Source organism: Arthrobacter sp. B0316-1-20 (assembly GCF_059091865.1).
Window position 1 is genome coordinate 220077 of record NZ_JBNHHC010000008.1, and the last position, 16474, is coordinate 236550.

The window sequence follows — 16474 nt, forward strand, 5'->3', positions numbered from 1 at the left end:
TCCAAGCAGCCAGGACGGCTGCCCGGTCTGTCTGGTCTAGAAACCGCCGCCGGCTCCGCCGCCGTCGCCGAAGCCACCGAAGCCGCCGCCGCCGCCGCCGAAACCGCCGAAGCCGCCGCCGCCGAAAACGTCACCGCCTCCGCCGCCACCGAAGATCCCGCCGCCGCCGTGCGAGCCGTGTCCGCCGTGCAGGATGGAATCGATGAGGATGCCGCCGAGGATTGCCCCGCCCAGGCCGCCGCCCCGACCGCCGAACATTCCGCCGCCGCCGAAGCCGCCCATGCCGCCGCCGAAACCGTCCACATCCTCCTGGGCCATCTGGCTGGCCTGCTGCGCCAGGGCATTGGCTTGGCGGGCGTAGTTGAGCGCCTGCTCCGGATCCGAGTCGGCGATGGCCAGCGCATGGTCGAGATTCCGTTCCGCCTCCGCCAGCCGGGTGCGTGCCTCGCTGCGAACGCCGCCGCGCCGCGCCTGGATGTAATCCGAGGTGCCGGAGATCTGGGCCTGCGCGGACATGATGGCGTGCTGCAGGGCCTCGCGGGCACGCCGGTTGCGGTCCTGGGCGTCCCGGATCCCGGAGAGCGAGGCATCCAAGGGCTCCATGGCTGCCTCCAGCCGCTGCACCATCATGATCGGATCGATGCGTCCCCCGGCGACCTCCTGCCGGACGGCGGACACGGCCGCCTCCAGCCCGGCCAAGGGGCCGGCAAGCTCGGGGTGCTGCCCGGAGGCGATGATGGCCCTGGCCTGGGCGATGTCCTGGGTCGCGTCGGCGATGCTGCGTTCCATGCTCTGCCGGGCGTCCTCGAGGTCCTTGGCCGTCCTGGCGATGGCCTCCAACAGGATGTTGGCCTGGTGCAGGCTCTCCTCGGCCGCGCGCACGGCGATCACGGCGGCGCTGCGGTCTCCTTCGTCGAGCTTGTCCTGCGCGGTGTCGGCCGCGTTCTCGACGAAATCCAGCCGTTCCCCGGCCTGGCCGATGTTGTCGGCGACCTGTTGCAGCGCGCTGTCGGCGAAGCGGGCGCGAAGCTGTTCCAGCCGGGCCGTGCCGTCGTCCAGCCTGCCGCGGGTTTCCCGGGCGGCGGCCCGAGCCTGCTCAAGCGCCTGCGGTGCGGTTTTTTCCAGCTCCCGCAGCGCGTCGAAGTCCTCTTTGTGTGCCTGGAGGGAATCGTTGACTGCCTCACAGCGGCGGATGATGTCGCCCAGCCAGGCGCGCTGCTCTTCTTCGGTGTCCGGAATATGGTCATCGAGCTGCTGCTGCAGTTTGAAAGACTCCATCATGTGGGACTTGGCCGCGGTGATGTCCTGGCGGAACGGCTGCACGGCTTCGTCCCCGTACTGGGCCATGGCGAAGCCCAGTTCCTGCTCGCTCGATTTGATCGCGTCGTCGGCGGCCACCAGCAGGCTGCCGGCCTTCTTGCGAAGGTCCTCCACGGACATGGCGTCATGCGGATCCAGCGGCCGCCCGTCGGGGCCGGTCTGCAGCTGAGGCTGCGGGCGCTGGTTCTTGTTTCGCTTGGATCGGGCATACAGCAGTGCCGCGCCGCCGCCCACCACCACGACGCCGCCAATGAGCAGCACCGGGCCCAGCGAGCCGCCACCGGATCCGACGGAACCGTCACCGCCGGTGGCGGCGTCCTCGACCGCCGCCACGGCGGTCAGCGCGGCCCCTGCCCAGTCCGCTTCGCCGAGGGCAGGCCGGATGGATTGCGCGATGTTCTGGTCCCGGGAGACGACGGGGTTGCCCTCGGCCGACTGGAACAGGTATTCGCGGCCGTCGACGGCAACGGCCAGCAAGCTGTCGACGGAGCCCAGCGAGTTGAGCTCGGCCATCTCCAGCACCCACTGCTTGCGGTCGGCCGGTTCGGTGAATTCATCCACGAAGACGATGTAGACGTTCAGGCCTTCGGACTGCTGCAGCTCGCGTACTGCGTCCTCGACCTCGGCCGTCCGGGCACCGAGCACACCGGCCTGGTCCACCACGAACTCGCCCGGCGGAATGTCGACCGGCGGCACCGCGTGCGCCAGCGCTGCGGGCGCGAGGAAGACTGCCGTCAGGCCGGCTACGGCCGCCAGACGCCTGAACGGTGAGCGCATAAAGGTCCCTTCAGCAGCAGCTGGGGCCGTGGCGCCCCGGCTCATCGGCGTGGTCCTGGCCCCGGGCGGGGCGGATCCACCCACTCGTGATTCTATGGTCCTGCGTTTGGCACCGTCCACCACAGCCCTCCGCCCGCGGCGAACACTCGAGCAGCTCCTCCGCCGCATGTGGAGGACTGCGATACACCGTTTGACCCTGCGGGCGGGCGTGCGGAGGCTTCCGGCGGGGCCGCGCCCCGCCGCCGGCATACGGCTGGTTTCCAGATTCCTTACAGGAAACGTGCGACGTTATCCCAGCGAAGCCGTGCATAGTGGAATGCAGACCAAGAAAGGACCTGCCATGAGCGAGAACAACCAGGAGCCGCAGCAGCGGCCCGCCCGGCCGATGCCACCGTTGCCGCAGAATCCGCCGGCCTTCCGTGCCGGGGAGCAGCCGGCGGCAGCCGACGAGACCCAGCGGTTCCGTCGCCCGGCACCGGAAGCTGCGCGGCAGGTTTCGGCGCAAGACCAGGCCCGGCAGGAGCCCCAACACCACACCCCGCAGCAGCCTCAGTACGGCCAGCACGCCCCGGGCACGTTTGGCCAGTATGCCGTGCCGTCCTACGGCCCGGAGAACGCCGGCAGTCCAGGCGGCTACGGGGGACAGGGCCACACCCCCGGATACGGGAGCGGCAGCCACGGGCAGGGGAACGGCTACGGAAACCCGGCAGGCGGGCAGCGTGCCGGGGCGGGCGCCAGGAAACGCTTTGGCACCGGGACGCTGATCGCCGGCATGTTGCTGGCAGGCCTGGCCGGCGGTGGAGTCGCCGTGGGTTCGCAGGCGCTGGCGGACGGCTCGGCGGGCACCTCCATCACCGGCAGCGGTCCGGAGCAGCTGATCGTGAACAACACGGACTCGGTCAACGAGATCACCGCCGCGGCGGCCAAGGCCTCGCCGAGCGTGGTGACGATCTCGGTGGCCAGCGGCAACACCGGGGGATCAGGATCGGGCATCATCCTGGACACGGAGGGGCATATCCTCACCAACGCGCACGTGGTGACGCTGGGCGGCCAGACGGCTAATCCCGACGTCGAGGTGCGCACCAGCGACGGCGGCGTGCACAAGGCCAAGGTGGTCGGCACCGATCCCTTGTCGGACCTGGCCGTGATCAAGATCAATGCCAAGGGCCTCACGCCCGCGACGTTTGCCGACTCCGACAAGCTCAACGTCGGCGACACCACCATTGCCATCGGAGCGCCGCTGGGCCTGGCGGGCACCGTCACCGACGGCATCGTGTCCACCTTGAGCCGCACCATCAGCGTCTCGTCCTCCGCCGTGCCGGAAAATTCAGGCGACAGTGCCCAGCCGGGCCCGGGCGACCAGTGGAACTTCCAGTTCCCCGGCGAGGAACGGTCCTCGAACCAGGGCAGCATTTTCCTGAACGTCATCCAGACCGACGCGGCGATCAACCATGGCAACTCGGGCGGTCCGCTCGTGAACACCAACGGAGAGGTCATCGGCGTCAACGTGGCCATCGCTTCCTCGGGCGAAGACAGCGGCAGCATCGGCGTGGGCTTTTCCATCCCCAGCAACTACGCGCAGCGGATCGCCCAGGACCTGATCGAAGACGGGACGGCGAGCCACGGCCAACTCGGTGTGACGGTGACGGCCAAGCCCTCCGGCAACTCCTCCGGCAACACCCAGTTCTCGGTGGGGGCGGCCGTCGTGGAGGTGGTTGAGGGATCGCCCGCCAAGGAGGCCGGCCTGCAAAAGGGCGACGTCATCACCCGGGTGGAAAACCGAGTCATTGACGACAGCCAGTCCTTGACCGCGGCCATCCGCGAACACGCCGCCGGCAGCACCGTGCAGGTCACCTACCTGCGTGGCGGCGAAGAACGCACCGTCGACGTGACCCTGGGCGAAGGCCAGGCCTGACCGCACGTCCCCGGTGAGGCACCAGCCCTCACCGGGACGGCGCACACCGGCAGCCCCGCAGGTGTTTACCGCCGTGGGGTTTGCCGTGGCGCAGGCGGCGGCCCCGCAGGTGTTTACCGCCGCGGCGATGCCGGTAAGGTTAGGGTGTTTGCAGCGGCCCGCAACACCCGCGCGGGCCGTGGACGGCGGAAGGAAGTTCAGCGAGGATGCAAAAAGCAGCAGGCACAGCCTTGAACATCGTGGTGCTGGTCAAGCACGTACCGGACGCACAGTTCGACCGGCACCTGACCGGCGATCCGGCAACGGTGGACCGCTCGGAGAGCATCCTGTCCGAACTGGACGAATACGCCATCGAAGCCGCCCTGCAGCTGGCGGAGGAGCGCGGCGGCCCGAAGGCCGGGAACCGGGTCATCGCACTGAGCATGGGCCCGGCAGCAGCGGCCACCGCCGTGAAGAAGGCGCTCCAGATCGGCGCCACCGAAGGCATGCACGTAAACGACGATGCCCTGGCCGGCTCGGACGCCGCCGGGACGTCGCTGGTGCTGGCGGCCGCCGTCCGCAGCCTCGGCGACATCGACCTGGTGCTCACCGGGATGGCATCCACCGACGGCGAAACCTCGCTGGTTCCGGCGCAGCTGGCCGAGCGCCTGGGCCTGCCGCAGCTGACCTTCGCCGCCAGCCTGGAGGTCGACGGGACCACCGTGCGCGCCCGTCGGGACGGCGATACCCACGCCGACAGCCTGGAAGCGGAACTCCCCGCGGTGGTATCGGTCACCGACCAGATTAACGAACCGCGTTACCCGAACTTCAAGGGCATCATCGCCGCCAAGAAAAAGCCCGTGGCCACCGTGTCGCTGGCGGATTTGGGCATCGAACCCGGCGCGGTCGGCACGGCGGGTGCCTGGACCGCCGTCGCCAAGGCAGAAGCGCGGCCGCCGCGGTCGCAGGGCACCATCATCACCGATGAGGGCGACGCCGGGATCCGCCTGGTGGACTTCCTGGCCGCCCAGAACCTGCTCTAGTCCGCCACGGAAACCGCGAAGGATATCGGCACCATGACTACTGTTCTTGTCTTCATCGACCGTCCCGGTCACGCCCTGCACAAGATCCACCGGGAACTGCTCACGCTCGCCCGCAACATCGGAGAACCGGTGGCAGCATTTAACGGCGATCTCACCGACGCCCTGCGGACCGAGCTCGGGGAGTACGGCGTGGGCACCGTCTACCTGCCGGCCGCGGACGTGGACGGCGCCCTGGTGGCCCCGAAGGCCGCCTTCCTGGCGGCGGCCGTGCGCCAGGCCCCTCCGGCTGCGGTGCTGCTGGACAACACGTTCGAAGGCAAGGAGATCGCCGCACGGGCCGGCATCAAGCTGTCATCCGGGGTCATCACCGACGCCATCGACGTCTCGGCGGACCTGACGGTCACCAAGAGCGTGCTGGCCGGCGCCTATACCGTGCAGGCCAACGTCACCGAAGGCACGCCGGTCATCACCGTGAAGGCCAATGTTGTGGCCGAGGCGCCGGCGGCCCAGGCCGCGGCGCCGCAGGTCGTGACGGTCGACGCGGGGGACTTCGGCCCCGCCGCCCGCATCACCGAACGCACCGAGAAGACCGCCACCGGCCGTCCTGACCTGACCGAGGCACGCGTCGTCGTGGCCGGGGGCCGCGGCACCGGCGGCGATTTCGCGCCGATCGAAGACCTGGCCGACGCGCTCGGCGGGGCGGTGGGTGCCTCCCGGGCCGCCACCGATGCCGGCTGGATCGAGCACTCGGCGCAGGTCGGCCAGACCGGCAAGACCGTCTCGCCCCAGCTCTACATTTCCGCGGGCATCTCCGGGGCCATCCAGCAGAAGGCCGGCATGCAGACCGCCAAGGTGATTGTTGCGGTCAACAACGACGCCGACTCGCCGGTCTTCGAGATCGCCGACTTCGGCATCGTGGGCGACCTGGCCACCGTCTTGCCGCAGGCCGCCGCCGAGATCCGCCGGCGGAAGGGCTAGCGGCGGTGACGGTTGAGGAATTCCAGCCGGCACGCGTCCTGGTCTTTGCCGCGCACCCCGACGACCTGGACTTCGGGGCCGCCGGCACCATTGCCCGCTGGACCGCGGCGGGCGTTGAAGTCAGCTACTGCATCATGACCGACGGCGACGCCGGCGGCTTTGACGACGCCCAGCGCGCCGGCATCGTCGAACTGCGGGCGGCCGAGCAGGCCAAGGCCGCGGCGCTGGCCGGCGTCACCGACCTGCATTTCCTGCATCAGCCAGACGGCTACCTGGAGCCCACCCACGAGGTGATCCGCCAGGTGGTGGAGCTGATGCGCCGCATCCGGCCCGACATCGTGCTGTCCATGCACTCGGAGCGTGCCTGGGACCGGATCCAAAAGAGCCACCCGGACCATCTGGCCTGCGGAGAAATCGTCACCCGCGCGATCTACCCGGCCGTGGAAAACCCGTACGCCTATCCCGAACTGCTCGAGGCAGGGCTGGCCGCCTACAAGGTGCCGTTCCTGTGGTTCTACGGCGGGCCGCGGGAACGCGAGAACCACTACGTGGACATCACCGACCACGTCGACACGAAGCTGGCCGCCATCAGGATCCACGCGAGCCAACACCCAGACCTGGCCGCCATGGACGCCCGTGTACGCCAGAACCTGGCGGAGAACGCCATGCGCGGCGGCCTGCCCGGACGCAGCGCCGAAGCCTTCCACGTGGTGGGGATCAATACCCCGGAAACCATCGCCGGATTCTGACGCAGGCCGCCCGCCGGCCGATCTGCCGCTCACGCCGGCACGGTGGGAGACCTGCGCCCCCACGGCGTCACAATGGCCGGTCGCGCCGGGTGCGTGCGCCCGTGCCTCGGCAGGTGGCCGGCGGCGCCGGGCTACGGCGTGGCGAGCGGAATGACGACGGCGAACGGCAGGCGGGGCGATTCCGCTCCGCCGGGTGCCTCGATGGAGACGGCCAGTTCGCGGCTGGTGGAGATGCCGTCGATTACCACCGGCTTGCCCGAGGTGATGTCGGCGGCGTCGATGGTGCCGGCCGACACCGGCGCCGAACCGTCCACCGGAAGCCGCCAGACCTGGTACGTGCGCCCCTCGGACGCCTGGACGCCGTGGAACGTCAGGACGGCGGCGTTCTCGCGGAGCGACACCGAGGCATCCACGGTGCCGCCTCCCTCCAGTTCCTGCTGGCTGGCGACGACGTCCGCGGCAGCCGTGACGTCCTGGTCCGAGGTTCCGCCCACGGTTTTCGCTACGGCGATGGCCCCCACCACCACGACGACGGCGGCCAGGGCAAGCAGCAGCCACTTCGTGACGGCCGGCATCGGCCGCCGCTCGGCGTCTTCCGATCCGCCGGTGAGCTGGTCGGCGTGCAGCACGGAGGCATCGTCATCCGGTGCGTAGTCGTTGTCCCCGGGGGAGTTACCGGGGCTGGCCAGGCGATCAGATGGCTGGGGCGTATCCATAGGATTCAAGTCTATCCGTCCCCGCCGAAGGCAGGGTCCAGCCCGACACGCCGCCGCACCGCACAGCGTGGCGCTACAGTTTGGCCCCGGCAAAACCGTGCTGCCGCCACGCCTCATAGACGGCGATGGAGGCCGCGTTGGCCAGGTTCAGCGACCGCAGCGACGGAAGCATGGGCAGGCGCAGCCGCGCCGTGACGTGCGGATCCTGTTTGACCGATGCCGGCAGCCCGACCGACTCCGGCCCGAACATCAGCACGTCGCCGGGAGCGTAGGCGACGTCCGTATAGGAACGCTCCCCGTCGGACGCAAAAGCGAAGACCTGTTCCGGCTGCAGGGCGTCCCACGCAGCCTCCAGATCCGCGTGGACCCGGACCACGGCAAGATCGTGGTAGTCCAGCCCGGCGCGGCGCAGCTTGGAGTCTTCGAAGGTGAAGCCCAGCGGCTCGACCAGATGCAGTTCGGCTCCGGTGACCGCGGCCAGCCGGATGGCGTTGCCGGTATTGCCGGGGATTTCGGGGGCGTAGAAGAGGATGCGGAACACGGATTACATCCTAAACGCGCCTCAGCCGCGGCCCGGCATCCGGCTGGCGGGCGGAGCAGCGCCCGGGGGGCGGAGAAGCACGCCGTCAGGCGTGCATGCCGCCCAGCAACTTCGCGAGCGAGGGGACGTGCACGGTGTTTGGCGCCGGGCCGGAGGACAGGAACTGTTTGAGCTCGCGCACCAGCCGCGCCGCGTTGACCACGTGCACCGGGACGATCCCGTCCGGGTCGTAGCCGCGCGTGTAATCGATCACCGGTTCGTGGAGGTTCCCGTCGGCGGAGTGGATCACCGTCCAACCGGTGACATTGAGCTCCGGAAACAGTTCCTGCATCCTGCGCACCGCCGGTGCCAGCCTCGGCGGTTCCACGATCCGTCCGTCCTTGTGCAGGGTGCGGCCGTCCCAGCGGAAATTCCCCCGCGGCAGCAGCATCGAATCAATCAGTGCCAGCCGGTAGCCTGCCAACAGCGCGTGGTCGATGAAGCCGTTGTCCGCCGGCGAGTGCAAGCCGTTGACCAGCCGTGCGGACGGGATGGCCGGCAGGATCTGCCGGCTGATCAGCTGCGCCGTCAGCGCCTCGCGCCGCAGCCGGGCCCCGGCGCCGAAGATGCCACGCTTCCGCGGCGCCCCATGGATGTGTTGGCGGGCGATGTTCTCCGGCAATGCGGGGGATTCGTCCGGGGAGCCGTAGGCGGGAACATAGACGGGGGAGTCCGACGCCGACGGGCCGCGTTGTCCGGGCGCAGAGTGCCGGGGGCCGGGGCCGGCCGCGAAGGTTCCGGTGCTGTCCGTCGGGGCGCCCGGGCCGGCGGCACCGTAGGAACGGTCGTAGCGGGACCTGGCCTGCGGGTTGCTGAGGACTTCGTAGGCCTGGCTGACGCGGCGGAACTCGGCGGCATCCCCGCCATGGTCCGGGTGCGTGGCGCGGGCGGCCCGGCGGTACGCGGCCTTGATCTGGTGCGCCGTGGCATTAACCGGCAACCCCAGGACGTCGTAGTGGGATAGGGGAATCACCGGCCGCCTCTCTGTCGGGTCTCGGGAGTCCTGCGCGAAGCCAAGTGTAACTGCCGGCCGCCTGTGTCGTACCGCGACCGCGGGCCGCCGCGATGCCACAATGATCTGCTGTGACCTCGCTGCCGTCCTCTGCGCCGATCGCCGTCGCGGTCAACCCCCGTGCGTCCTTTGGAACGGCCGCCGGTGCGGGAGCGGAGGTCATGGCCGAGCTCGCCCGGCGTGGCCGCCCCGCCGTCGAGCTGCGGGCGGAAACGGGGGCCGCGCTCGCCGACCTGGTCGCCGGCGCGCTGCGCCGCGGGGTCTCCGCCCTCCTGGTGGTGGGCGGTGACGGAATGGTTCACTTAGCAGTCAACGCGCTGGCGGGCACACAGGTTCCGCTGGGCATCGTGCCGGCGGGCACCGGAAACGACTTTGGCCGGCTGTTCGGCCTGCCCGCCGGGCCGGCCGCCGCCGTCGGGCATTTCCTGCACGCCTTGGAGCAGCCGCGCAGGGTGGACCTGGGCCGGGTGACGCATCCGGACGGGTCCACGGCCTGGTTCGCCGGGGTGCTCTCGGCCGGCTTCGATGCGGCCGTCAACGACCGTGCCAACCGCTGGAGGTTCCCCCGCGGCCGGCTGTGCTATCCGCTGGCCATGCTGCGCGAACTCGCCTCCTTCCGGCCCATCCGCTACCGGCTGGTCGTGGACGGCGTGCCGCGGGAGGTCGACGCGATGCTCGTCGCCGTGGCGAACGGCCGCTCCTTTGGCGGCGGGATGCGCGTGGTGCCGGGGGCGGCGTACGACGACGGTTTGCTGGATCTGTTCATCGTCTCGCCACTGTCCCGTCGGGCCTTAGTCGGCATCTTTCCGCGCGTCTACGCCGGCCGGCACCTCGGCCATCCGGCCGTCCGCATCGAGCGGGTCGGGACGGTCCGGTTGGAGGCTGCCGGCGTCACCGCTTACGCCTACGGCGAGCGGGTGGGGAGGCTGCCGGTGTCCGTGGACGTAATCCCCGGTGCGCTGTCCGCGGCGGTGTAACGCAACAGCAGCATCGACCCGGACTCGAGCACCTGCCGCAGTTGAAGCCGCTGCAGCGACTCGCGCGCGCCGGGAACATGGTCTGATATCCGCTTGGCGGCCCCGCCGGTTAACACCGGGCTGATCGTCAGGCACAGCTCGTCCACCAGCCCCGCCGCCTGGAAGCTGCCGAAGAGAAGCGGCCCGCCTTCGCTGTGGATCTGCTCGTAGCCGCGGGCGGCCAGCGCCTTCACCACCCGCGCCGGTTCCACCCTGGTGGTGCCGGCGTCGAGCACGTCGGCGACCGGTTCCAGCGCCCGGCGCCGGGTCGCGGGCGACGCGGCGCCGGTCAGCACGATCGGCCGCACGGGCGCGGCGGTGAAGAATGCGCTGCCCGGGTCCAGGTCCAGCGACGCCGAGACCACGGCGACAGGCGGATGCGCACTCATGCCGCGGGCCAGGCGCCACGCCTGAGACTCCGCCGAGAGCAGCTCGCCGCCGTAGCCTTCGGCCCGGATCGTTCCGGCACCGACCAGCAGGACATCGGCCAGCCTGCGCAACAGCAGGAAGACCCGCTGGTCCACCTCGTCGCCCAGGGTTCCGGAGCGGCCGGCATAGGTCGAGGCGCCGTCCAGGCTGGCCACGAAATTAAAGCGGACCCACGGGCCGGAGCGGGGGAGATCGCCGTACCAGGCCAGCAGCTGCTGGTCGGTGGCCTGCTCCGGCCCAGGCGGCAGGAGGCGCCGGATCGGGCGTGTCACGGCGCCGCCGGTTCGTTGACGTCGCCCATGTTGTGCCTCAGGCAGGACGGTTCCCGCCAGCCCATCACGGCCTCGGTCATGCGGATGGCGGAGCTGGCTTCCGCGACGTTGTGCATGCGCAGGATCCGCGCCCCGTTCATGATGCACATGACCGCTGCGGCCAGCGAGCCGGAGAGCCGTTCCTGCTTGCGCTGCGCCAGCGTCTCGCCGATGAAGTCCTTGTTGGACACCGCCGCCAGCGCCGGGTAGCCGAGGGACGCGATTTCGGCAAAGCGCCGGGTGATTTCCAACGAATGCAGCGTGTTCTTGTTCAGGTCGTGGCCCGGGTCGACGATGATTTTCCCGGCCGGGATGCCCAGGTCCAGGGCCAGCTGCACCTTTCGTCGCAGGAACCCGGCGACGTCGTCGACCACGTCGTCGTAACGGGGGCGGGGAAAGACGGTGCGTGGGGCGGCGAGCGAGTGCGTGATGACCAGATGCGCCCCGCCTTCCGCCACGACCGCCGCCAGCTCCGGGTGGTGCAATCCGGTGGTGTCGTTGATGACGTTGGCTCCGGCGCGGATGCTCGCTTCGGCCACCTCGGGCAGGAAGGTGTCGGCGGAGATGATGGCGTCCGAACCGGCCCGCACGGCCTCGATGACCGGGACAACCCGCTCGGCTTCCTCCCGCGCTGACAATGCCGGGCCCGGGGCGAACGGCACGCCGCCGATGTCCACCCAGTCCGCGCCCGCGGCCACCGCCGCCAGGGCGGCGTCGATGGCGGCCCGCCGGGTGAAGGTGCGGCCGGTGTCGTAGAAAGAGTCGGGGGTGCGGTTGATGATGGCCATCAGCGCCACCTGGCGGCGGAAGTCGATCCGTCGGACACCGAAGTCGTGCACCGGGTGGTACAGCTCGGGCAGGAAGGCGCTGGACGGCGACCGCGTCGTCAGTGGCTGGCTCACAGGCTGGTCAGCTCCTTGTCGGGATTGGACAGGTCCGCGGCATCGACGCTGCGGCCGGAACGGATCAGGTCCTGGATGGGCTCCTGGACGTCCCAGATATTTACATTCATACCAGCCACCACCTTGCCCTCGCGCAGCCAGAACGCGATGAACTCCAATGAGTCCAGGTCCTGGTGGTTGCCCCGGAACACCGGCTCGCCCCGCGCCGACCAGGGGAAATAGCCGGAGTACTCCATGCCGATCCCGAACTGGTCGGTGTAGAAGTACGGGATGTCGTCGTTGGACGCGTCCTGGCCCAGCATGGCGGCAGCGGCGGTCTTCCCTTGGGCCAGGGCGTTCGCCCAGTGCTCGCTGCGCAGCGGGCCGCCGTAACCGGGATGGTAGGCATGGGCAACGTCGCCGGCAGCGTAGACATGCTCGGCGGAGGTGCGCAGGGTCTGGTCGGTGTCAATGCCGCTGGACACGGCCAGCCCCGCAGCTTCGGCCAAGGCGGTGTTCGGGACGGCGCCGATGGCCACCAGGACCAGGTCGGCGGGCAGGCGCTCGCCGTTGTCCAGGACAATGCCGGCGACCCTGCCCTCCCCGCCGTTGCCGTCCTCGCCGAAAATTTCCACCGGCCAGCGACGGGTGCGCAGCAGGACGCCCTCGCGGCGGTGGGTATCGGCGAAGATGCTGCCGATGGCGTCGCCCAGGGCGGGGGCGAGCGGGATGTCGCCGCGGCCCAGGACCGTGACCTCGTTGCCGAGCTGGCGCGCCGTGGCCGCAACCTCCATGCCGATCCAGCCCATGCCGATCACGACCAGCCGCTGGTCCCCGGAAGCCAGCACGGCGTGCAGGGCCCGGCTGTCCGCCAGCGTGCGCAGGTAGTGCACGCCGCCCAGCCCGGCGCCGGGCAGCTCCAGCCTGCGCGGCGATGCCCCGGTGGCCAGCAACAGCTGCGAGTACTCCAGCGTGCCCGCATCGGCGAGCGAGACAGTACGCGCAGCGGGATCGAAGGCTTCCACCGTGGTGCCGCGCAACAGTTGGACGCCGTGCTCCGCATACCAGTCGGGCTGCTGCACGAGCCCCGACTGTTCATCCTCCCGGCCCGCCAGAAAGCCCTTGGACAGCGGCGGACGAAGATAAGGGGGCTGGTCCTCGGCGCCGGCCAGCACAATCTCGTCGCTGAAGCCGCCGCTGCGCAGCTCCCTGGCCGCTGTCGCACCGGCCAGGCCGGCCCCGGCGATGACGATCGGTTTCCCAGCCATGGCAGCGCTCCTTCATGTGCCGGCGGGCACGCGGCGGGTCCGCCCCCTGGCCGCCGATCTGATGGAAGCACCGGCAGCTGCCTGTCGGGGCAGGGCCAGATGTTCTAAAATGGGTACATCCGACTTTAGAAACCGGTTCCGGATAAGTCAATGCACCCCCCACCGGAAAGGACCCCATGGCCGACCAGCCGCCACCCGGACTCCCTGCCGTCTCGGCCCTTGGCGACGACGTCCGCCGCCGCCTCTTCGAATTCGTCCGCTGCAGCGCCGAACCGGTGACCCGGGACCAGGCAGCCGCCGCCCTGGATTTGCCGCGCAGCACCGTGTCCCTCCAACTGGACGCGCTCGCCGGGCACGGACTGCTGAGCATCGAGTTCCGGAAACTCAGCGGTAAATCCGGGCCGGGCTCCGGCCGGCCGGCCAAGGTCTACGCGGCAGCGGTGCCCGAAGTATCGGCCTCCGTGCCGGAACGTGCCTACAGCCTGGCCGGCGAGTTGCTGGCCACGGCGGTCGAGGAATCGGCCAGGACCGCCCGCCCGGCGCATGAACTGGTGGCCGAGGCCGCCCACGCCAAGGGCCGCGAGCTGGGGGCCGGCGCCGGCGGCCTGGCGGAAGCCCTCGCCGCGGCGGGCTACCGGCCGCTGCCGGACGCGGCCGGTTTCGCGCTGGGGAACTGCCCGTTCCACTTGCTGGCCCGCAGCCACACGGAAACGGTATGCGGCCTGAACCTCGCCCTGCTGCAAGGGATGCTGGCCGGCTGCGCGGACCAGTCCCACCGCGTCGCCGCAGATCCGGACGGGCCGTTCTGCTGCGCCAGGATCAACCGGCGCTGAACCGCCCGCGGGCTCCGTGCCTCCCGGGGCCGGGCGACGGGCTGAAACCAGGCGCACCGGGGCATGTAAAATATTGGCGTGCCCGTGTACCTTGACCACGCGGCGACCACGCCCCTTGTGGCGCAGGCCCTGGCCGCACTCACCCATGAACTCAGCCGCAGCGGAAACCCCTCCTCGCTGCACGGTTCCGGCCGGCGTGCCCGCAGGGTGGTCGAGGACGCCCGCGAAACCATCGCCGCCGCGGCCGGGGCGCATCCGTCCGAGGTGATTTTCACGTCCGGCGGTACCGAAGCCGACAATCTTGCCGTCAAGGGCCTGTATTGGTCCCGGCGCGACGCCGACCCCCGGCGGCGGCGGATCCTGTGTTCGCCGGTGGAGCACCATGCCGTGCTCGACACGGTGGAATGGCTGGCGAAGCATGAGGGCGCCGAGGCGGTCTGGCTGCCGGTCGACGCCCACGGCGTGGTCTCCGTCGAGGCCCTGCGGCGGGAAATCGAAGCCGACCCCGCAGCCGTGGCGTTGGTCACCGTCATGTGGGCCAACAATGAGGTCGGCAGCGTCCAGCCGATGGCAGAAATAGTCGCCGCCGCGCAGCCGCACGGCATCCCGGTCCACTCGGACGCCGTCCAGGCGTTCGGCCACCTGCGGGTGGATTTCAAGGTCTCCGGGCTGGACACCCTCGCCATCAGCGGGCACAAGATCGGCGGCCCGGTGGGGGTCGGTGCGCTGCTGGTCGGCCGGGACGTGAAGCTGACGCCCGTCCAGCACGGCGGCGGCCAGGAACGCGACATCCGGTCGGGCACCCTGGACACCCCGGCGATCGCGGCCTTCGCCGCGGCCGCGGAGGCCGCCGTCGGGCAGTTGCCGGAAGAAGCCGCACGGCTGGCGGAATTGCGCGACCGGCTCATCGCCGGCGTCGCGCGCAGCGTCCCGGAGGCGGTGTTGCGGGGCACCCCGGATCCGCAGCACGAGGGCCTGCGGCTGCCCGGCAACGCGCACTTCACCTTCCCGGGCTGCGAGGGCGATTCGCTGTTGTTCCTGCTGGACCTGGCCGGCGTGGAGTCCTCCACCGGGTCGGCCTGCACCGCGGGAGTGCCCCGGCCATCGCACGTCCTGCTGGCCATGGGGCTGAGCGAAGAAGAAGCCCGCGGGGCCCAGCGCTTCACGCTCGGGCATACAACAACCGAGTCAGACGTTGACTCACTGGTGGCAGCGTTGCCGGAGGCATACGCGCGGGCCAGGAAGGCCGGGATGGCCGGCCACGTCTCCAGCATCCAGACCGCGGGCACGCAGTTCGGCTGAGGCCTCGGCGGACCGGGCAGGTGCGGTGGGGTACACGGAACGTGGCGGCCGCGGGGACACGACAACGAATCAGTAGGGAAACGAATTCATGAAGGTACTGGCAGCGATGAGCGGCGGCGTGGACTCTGCCGTGGCGGCGGCACGGGCGGTGGAGGCCGGCCACGACGTGGTGGGCGTGCACCTGGCCCTGAGCCGGATGCCCGGCACCCTGCGCACCGGCAGCCGGGGCTGCTGCACCATCGAGGATTCGCGCGACGCCTGGCGCGCCTGCGACATCCTGGGCATCCCGTACTACGTCTGGGACTTCTCCGAGCGGTTCAAGGAAGACGTGGTGGACGATTTCATCGCCGAATACGCCGCCGGCCGGACGCCGAACCCCTGCATGCGCTGCAACGAGCGGATCAAGTTCGCTGCGCTGCTGGAGAAGGCTCTGGCGCTGGGTTTCGATGCGGTGTGCACCGGCCACTACGCCAAGGTCATCGAGGACGAGCACGGCAACCGCGAACTGCACCGCGCCGCCGACTGGGCCAAGGACCAGTCCTACGTGCTGGGCGTGCTCACCCACGAACAGCTGAAGCATTCCATGTTCCCGCTGGCCGAAACGCCGTCCAAGGCCGAGGTGCGCGCCGAGGCGGCGGCGCGCGGGCTCTCCGTGGCGAACAAGCCGGACAGCCACGACATTTGTTTTATTTCCGACGGCGACACCCGTGGCTGGCTGGCCGAAAAGATCGAGATGGAATCGGGATCCATCGTTGACCAGGACGGCCAGGTGGTCGGCGAACACGAGGGCGCCAATGCCTTTACCGTCGGCCAGCGCCGCGGACTGAAGCTGGGCCGGCCGGCGCCGGACGGCAAGCCGCGGTTCGTGCTGGAGATCCGGCCCAAGGAGAACAAGGTGGTGGTGGGCCCCGAGGACCTGCTGGCCGTCGACCAAATGCGCGGCATCAAGGTCTCTTGGGCGGGCCTGCCGTTGCCCGAGGTCGAGGCGCACACCGAGTTTGACTGCATGGTGCAGGTCCGCGCGCACGGCGACCCGGTGGCGGCGCGGGCGAAGGCGGAAGTTGGCGAGGATGGCCGGCAGCAGTTGGTCGTGACCCTCATCGAGCCGATGCGCGGCGTGGCCCCGGGCCAGACCATGGTGCTCTACCAAGGAACGAGGGTGCTGGGCCAGGCAACCATCGATTCGGCGCGTTCGCTGAGCTGGGACCCGGCCAACGTTTCCTAGATGACGCGGCACGCGCGGTGCGGAACACCTTCGTCCGCCGCGCCGGCGGCGGTCGTCCTTTCACGCCGGGGACGCGGGCCGGGACGGGCGGTGCTTCACAGAGCGGTAACCGGTGCACCTCCCGCGCGGGCCGAACCATA

General features: G+C 70.3%; 15 protein-coding genes. 8 read left to right on the forward strand and 7 right to left on the reverse strand.

Translation table 11 applies throughout. From position 1 onward, the window contains the following. Positions 1-36: 36 nt before the first annotated feature. On the reverse strand, positions 37-2097 hold the full coding sequence (locus AC5RW2_RS15755; protein WP_494049689.1) for a TPM domain-containing protein: 2061 nt from the start codon (positions 2095-2097) through the stop codon (positions 37-39). A gap of 340 nt (positions 2098-2437) precedes the next feature. Here AC5RW2_RS15755 and AC5RW2_RS15760 point away from each other — a divergent pair, with 340 nt between their 5' ends. The 4 genes from AC5RW2_RS15760 to AC5RW2_RS15775 all read left to right on the forward strand — a co-directional run bounded on the left by AC5RW2_RS15760 (position 2438) and on the right by AC5RW2_RS15775 (position 6761). After that, entirely contained in the window at positions 2438-4012 is a 1575-nt protein-coding gene (locus tag AC5RW2_RS15760) for a S1C family serine protease (RefSeq protein ID WP_494022662.1), read from the forward strand. Positions 4013-4218: 206 nt separating this feature from the next. Continuing rightward, on the forward strand, positions 4219-5034 hold the full coding sequence (locus AC5RW2_RS15765; protein ID WP_494000244.1) for an electron transfer flavoprotein subunit beta/FixA family protein: 816 nt from the start codon (positions 4219-4221) through the stop codon (positions 5032-5034). A gap of 33 nt (positions 5035-5067) precedes the next feature. Continuing rightward, positions 5068-6012, forward strand: a complete 945-nt coding sequence (locus AC5RW2_RS15770; RefSeq protein ID WP_494049690.1) for an electron transfer flavoprotein subunit alpha/FixB family protein — start codon at positions 5068-5070, stop codon at positions 6010-6012. A 5-nt stretch (positions 6013-6017) separates the two neighbouring features. Further along, complete coding sequence (locus tag AC5RW2_RS15775) at positions 6018-6761, forward strand: PIG-L deacetylase family protein (RefSeq protein ID WP_494049691.1); 744 nt, start codon at positions 6018-6020, stop codon at positions 6759-6761. Positions 6762-6892: 131 nt separating this feature from the next. On the opposite strand, the gene AC5RW2_RS15780 is transcribed toward AC5RW2_RS15775, so the two are convergent. The 3 genes from AC5RW2_RS15780 to AC5RW2_RS15790 all read right to left on the reverse strand — a co-directional run bounded on the left by AC5RW2_RS15780 (position 6893) and on the right by AC5RW2_RS15790 (position 9030). Then, on the reverse strand, positions 6893-7477 hold the full coding sequence (locus AC5RW2_RS15780) for an anti-sigma factor (protein WP_494012532.1): 585 nt from the start codon (positions 7475-7477) through the stop codon (positions 6893-6895). Positions 7478-7550: 73 nt separating this feature from the next. Beyond that, positions 7551-8018 (reverse strand): tRNA (cytidine(34)-2'-O)-methyltransferase, encoded by a 468-nt coding sequence (locus AC5RW2_RS15785; protein ID WP_494049692.1) that lies wholly within the window; start codon positions 8016-8018, stop codon positions 7551-7553. An 85-nt stretch (positions 8019-8103) separates the two neighbouring features. Beyond that, positions 8104-9030, reverse strand: a complete 927-nt coding sequence (locus AC5RW2_RS15790) for a J domain-containing protein (protein ID WP_494022665.1) — start codon at positions 9028-9030, stop codon at positions 8104-8106. 110 nt (positions 9031-9140) lie between these two features. On the opposite strand from AC5RW2_RS15790, the gene AC5RW2_RS15795 reads away from it, so the two are divergent. Beyond that, on the forward strand, positions 9141-10046 hold the full coding sequence (locus tag AC5RW2_RS15795; RefSeq protein ID WP_494074185.1) for a diacylglycerol kinase family protein: 906 nt from the start codon (positions 9141-9143) through the stop codon (positions 10044-10046). Here AC5RW2_RS15795 and AC5RW2_RS15800 read toward each other — a convergent pair. Genes AC5RW2_RS15800 through AC5RW2_RS15810 form a run of 3 tightly spaced genes read right to left on the reverse strand, consistent with a single transcriptional unit; the run spans position 9974 to position 12974 of the window. Continuing rightward, positions 9974-10786 carry a pyrimidine reductase family protein gene (locus AC5RW2_RS15800; protein ID WP_494074186.1) on the reverse strand — a complete coding sequence of 271 codons (813 nt, stop codon included), beginning with the start codon at positions 10784-10786 and terminating at the stop codon, positions 9974-9976. The genes AC5RW2_RS15795 and AC5RW2_RS15800 overlap by 73 nt on opposite strands. Beyond that, positions 10783-11727 (reverse strand): dihydropteroate synthase, encoded by a 945-nt coding sequence (folP, locus tag AC5RW2_RS15805; protein WP_494049695.1) that lies wholly within the window; start codon positions 11725-11727, stop codon positions 10783-10785. Before folP ends, AC5RW2_RS15800 begins: the two co-directional genes overlap by 4 nt. After that, the gene (locus tag AC5RW2_RS15810; protein WP_494049696.1) at positions 11724-12974 is read right to left on the reverse strand and encodes an NAD(P)/FAD-dependent oxidoreductase; all 1251 of its coding nucleotides are present in this window, start codon (positions 12972-12974) and stop codon (positions 11724-11726) included. Before AC5RW2_RS15810 ends, folP begins: the two co-directional genes overlap by 4 nt. 176 nt (positions 12975-13150) lie before the next feature. Between AC5RW2_RS15810 and AC5RW2_RS15815 the strand changes: the two genes are divergently transcribed. The 3 genes from AC5RW2_RS15815 (at position 13151) to mnmA (ending at position 16334) form a co-directional block, all read left to right on the forward strand. Beyond that, a complete protein-coding gene (locus AC5RW2_RS15815; RefSeq protein ID WP_494049697.1) occupies positions 13151-13807 on the forward strand; it encodes a helix-turn-helix transcriptional regulator in 657 nt (218 codons plus the stop codon). Positions 13808-13885: 78 nt separating this feature from the next. Beyond that, entirely contained in the window at positions 13886-15109 is a 1224-nt protein-coding gene (locus tag AC5RW2_RS15820) for a cysteine desulfurase family protein (RefSeq protein ID WP_494049698.1), read from the forward strand. An 88-nt stretch (positions 15110-15197) separates the two neighbouring features. Beyond that, on the forward strand, positions 15198-16334 hold the full coding sequence (gene mnmA / locus AC5RW2_RS15825) for a tRNA 2-thiouridine(34) synthase MnmA (RefSeq protein WP_494025556.1): 1137 nt from the start codon (positions 15198-15200) through the stop codon (positions 16332-16334). The last annotated feature ends 140 nt before the right edge of the window (positions 16335-16474 follow it).

What these genes read in the sequence shown, in the direction of transcription:
- AC5RW2_RS15755 (WP_494049689.1), bottom strand. Translation starts at nt 2,097, where the DNA reads ATGCGCTCACCGTTCAGGCGTCTGGCGGCCGTAGCCGGCCTGACGGCA.
- AC5RW2_RS15760 (WP_494022662.1), top strand. Translation starts at nt 2,438, where the DNA reads ATGAGCGAGAACAACCAGGAGCCGCAGCAGCGGCCCGCCCGGCCGATG.
- AC5RW2_RS15765 (WP_494000244.1), top strand. Translation starts at nt 4,219, where the DNA reads ATGCAAAAAGCAGCAGGCACAGCCTTGAACATCGTGGTGCTGGTCAAG.
- AC5RW2_RS15770 (WP_494049690.1), top strand. Translation starts at nt 5,068, where the DNA reads ATGACTACTGTTCTTGTCTTCATCGACCGTCCCGGTCACGCCCTGCAC.
- AC5RW2_RS15780 (WP_494012532.1), bottom strand. Translation starts at nt 7,477, where the DNA reads ATGGATACGCCCCAGCCATCTGATCGCCTGGCCAGCCCCGGTAACTCC.
- AC5RW2_RS15810 (WP_494049696.1), bottom strand. Translation starts at nt 12,974, where the DNA reads ATGGCTGGGAAACCGATCGTCATCGCCGGGGCCGGCCTGGCCGGTGCG.
- AC5RW2_RS15815 (WP_494049697.1), top strand. Translation starts at nt 13,151, where the DNA reads ATGGCCGACCAGCCGCCACCCGGACTCCCTGCCGTCTCGGCCCTTGGC.
- mnmA (WP_494025556.1), top strand. Translation starts at nt 15,198, where the DNA reads ATGAAGGTACTGGCAGCGATGAGCGGCGGCGTGGACTCTGCCGTGGCG.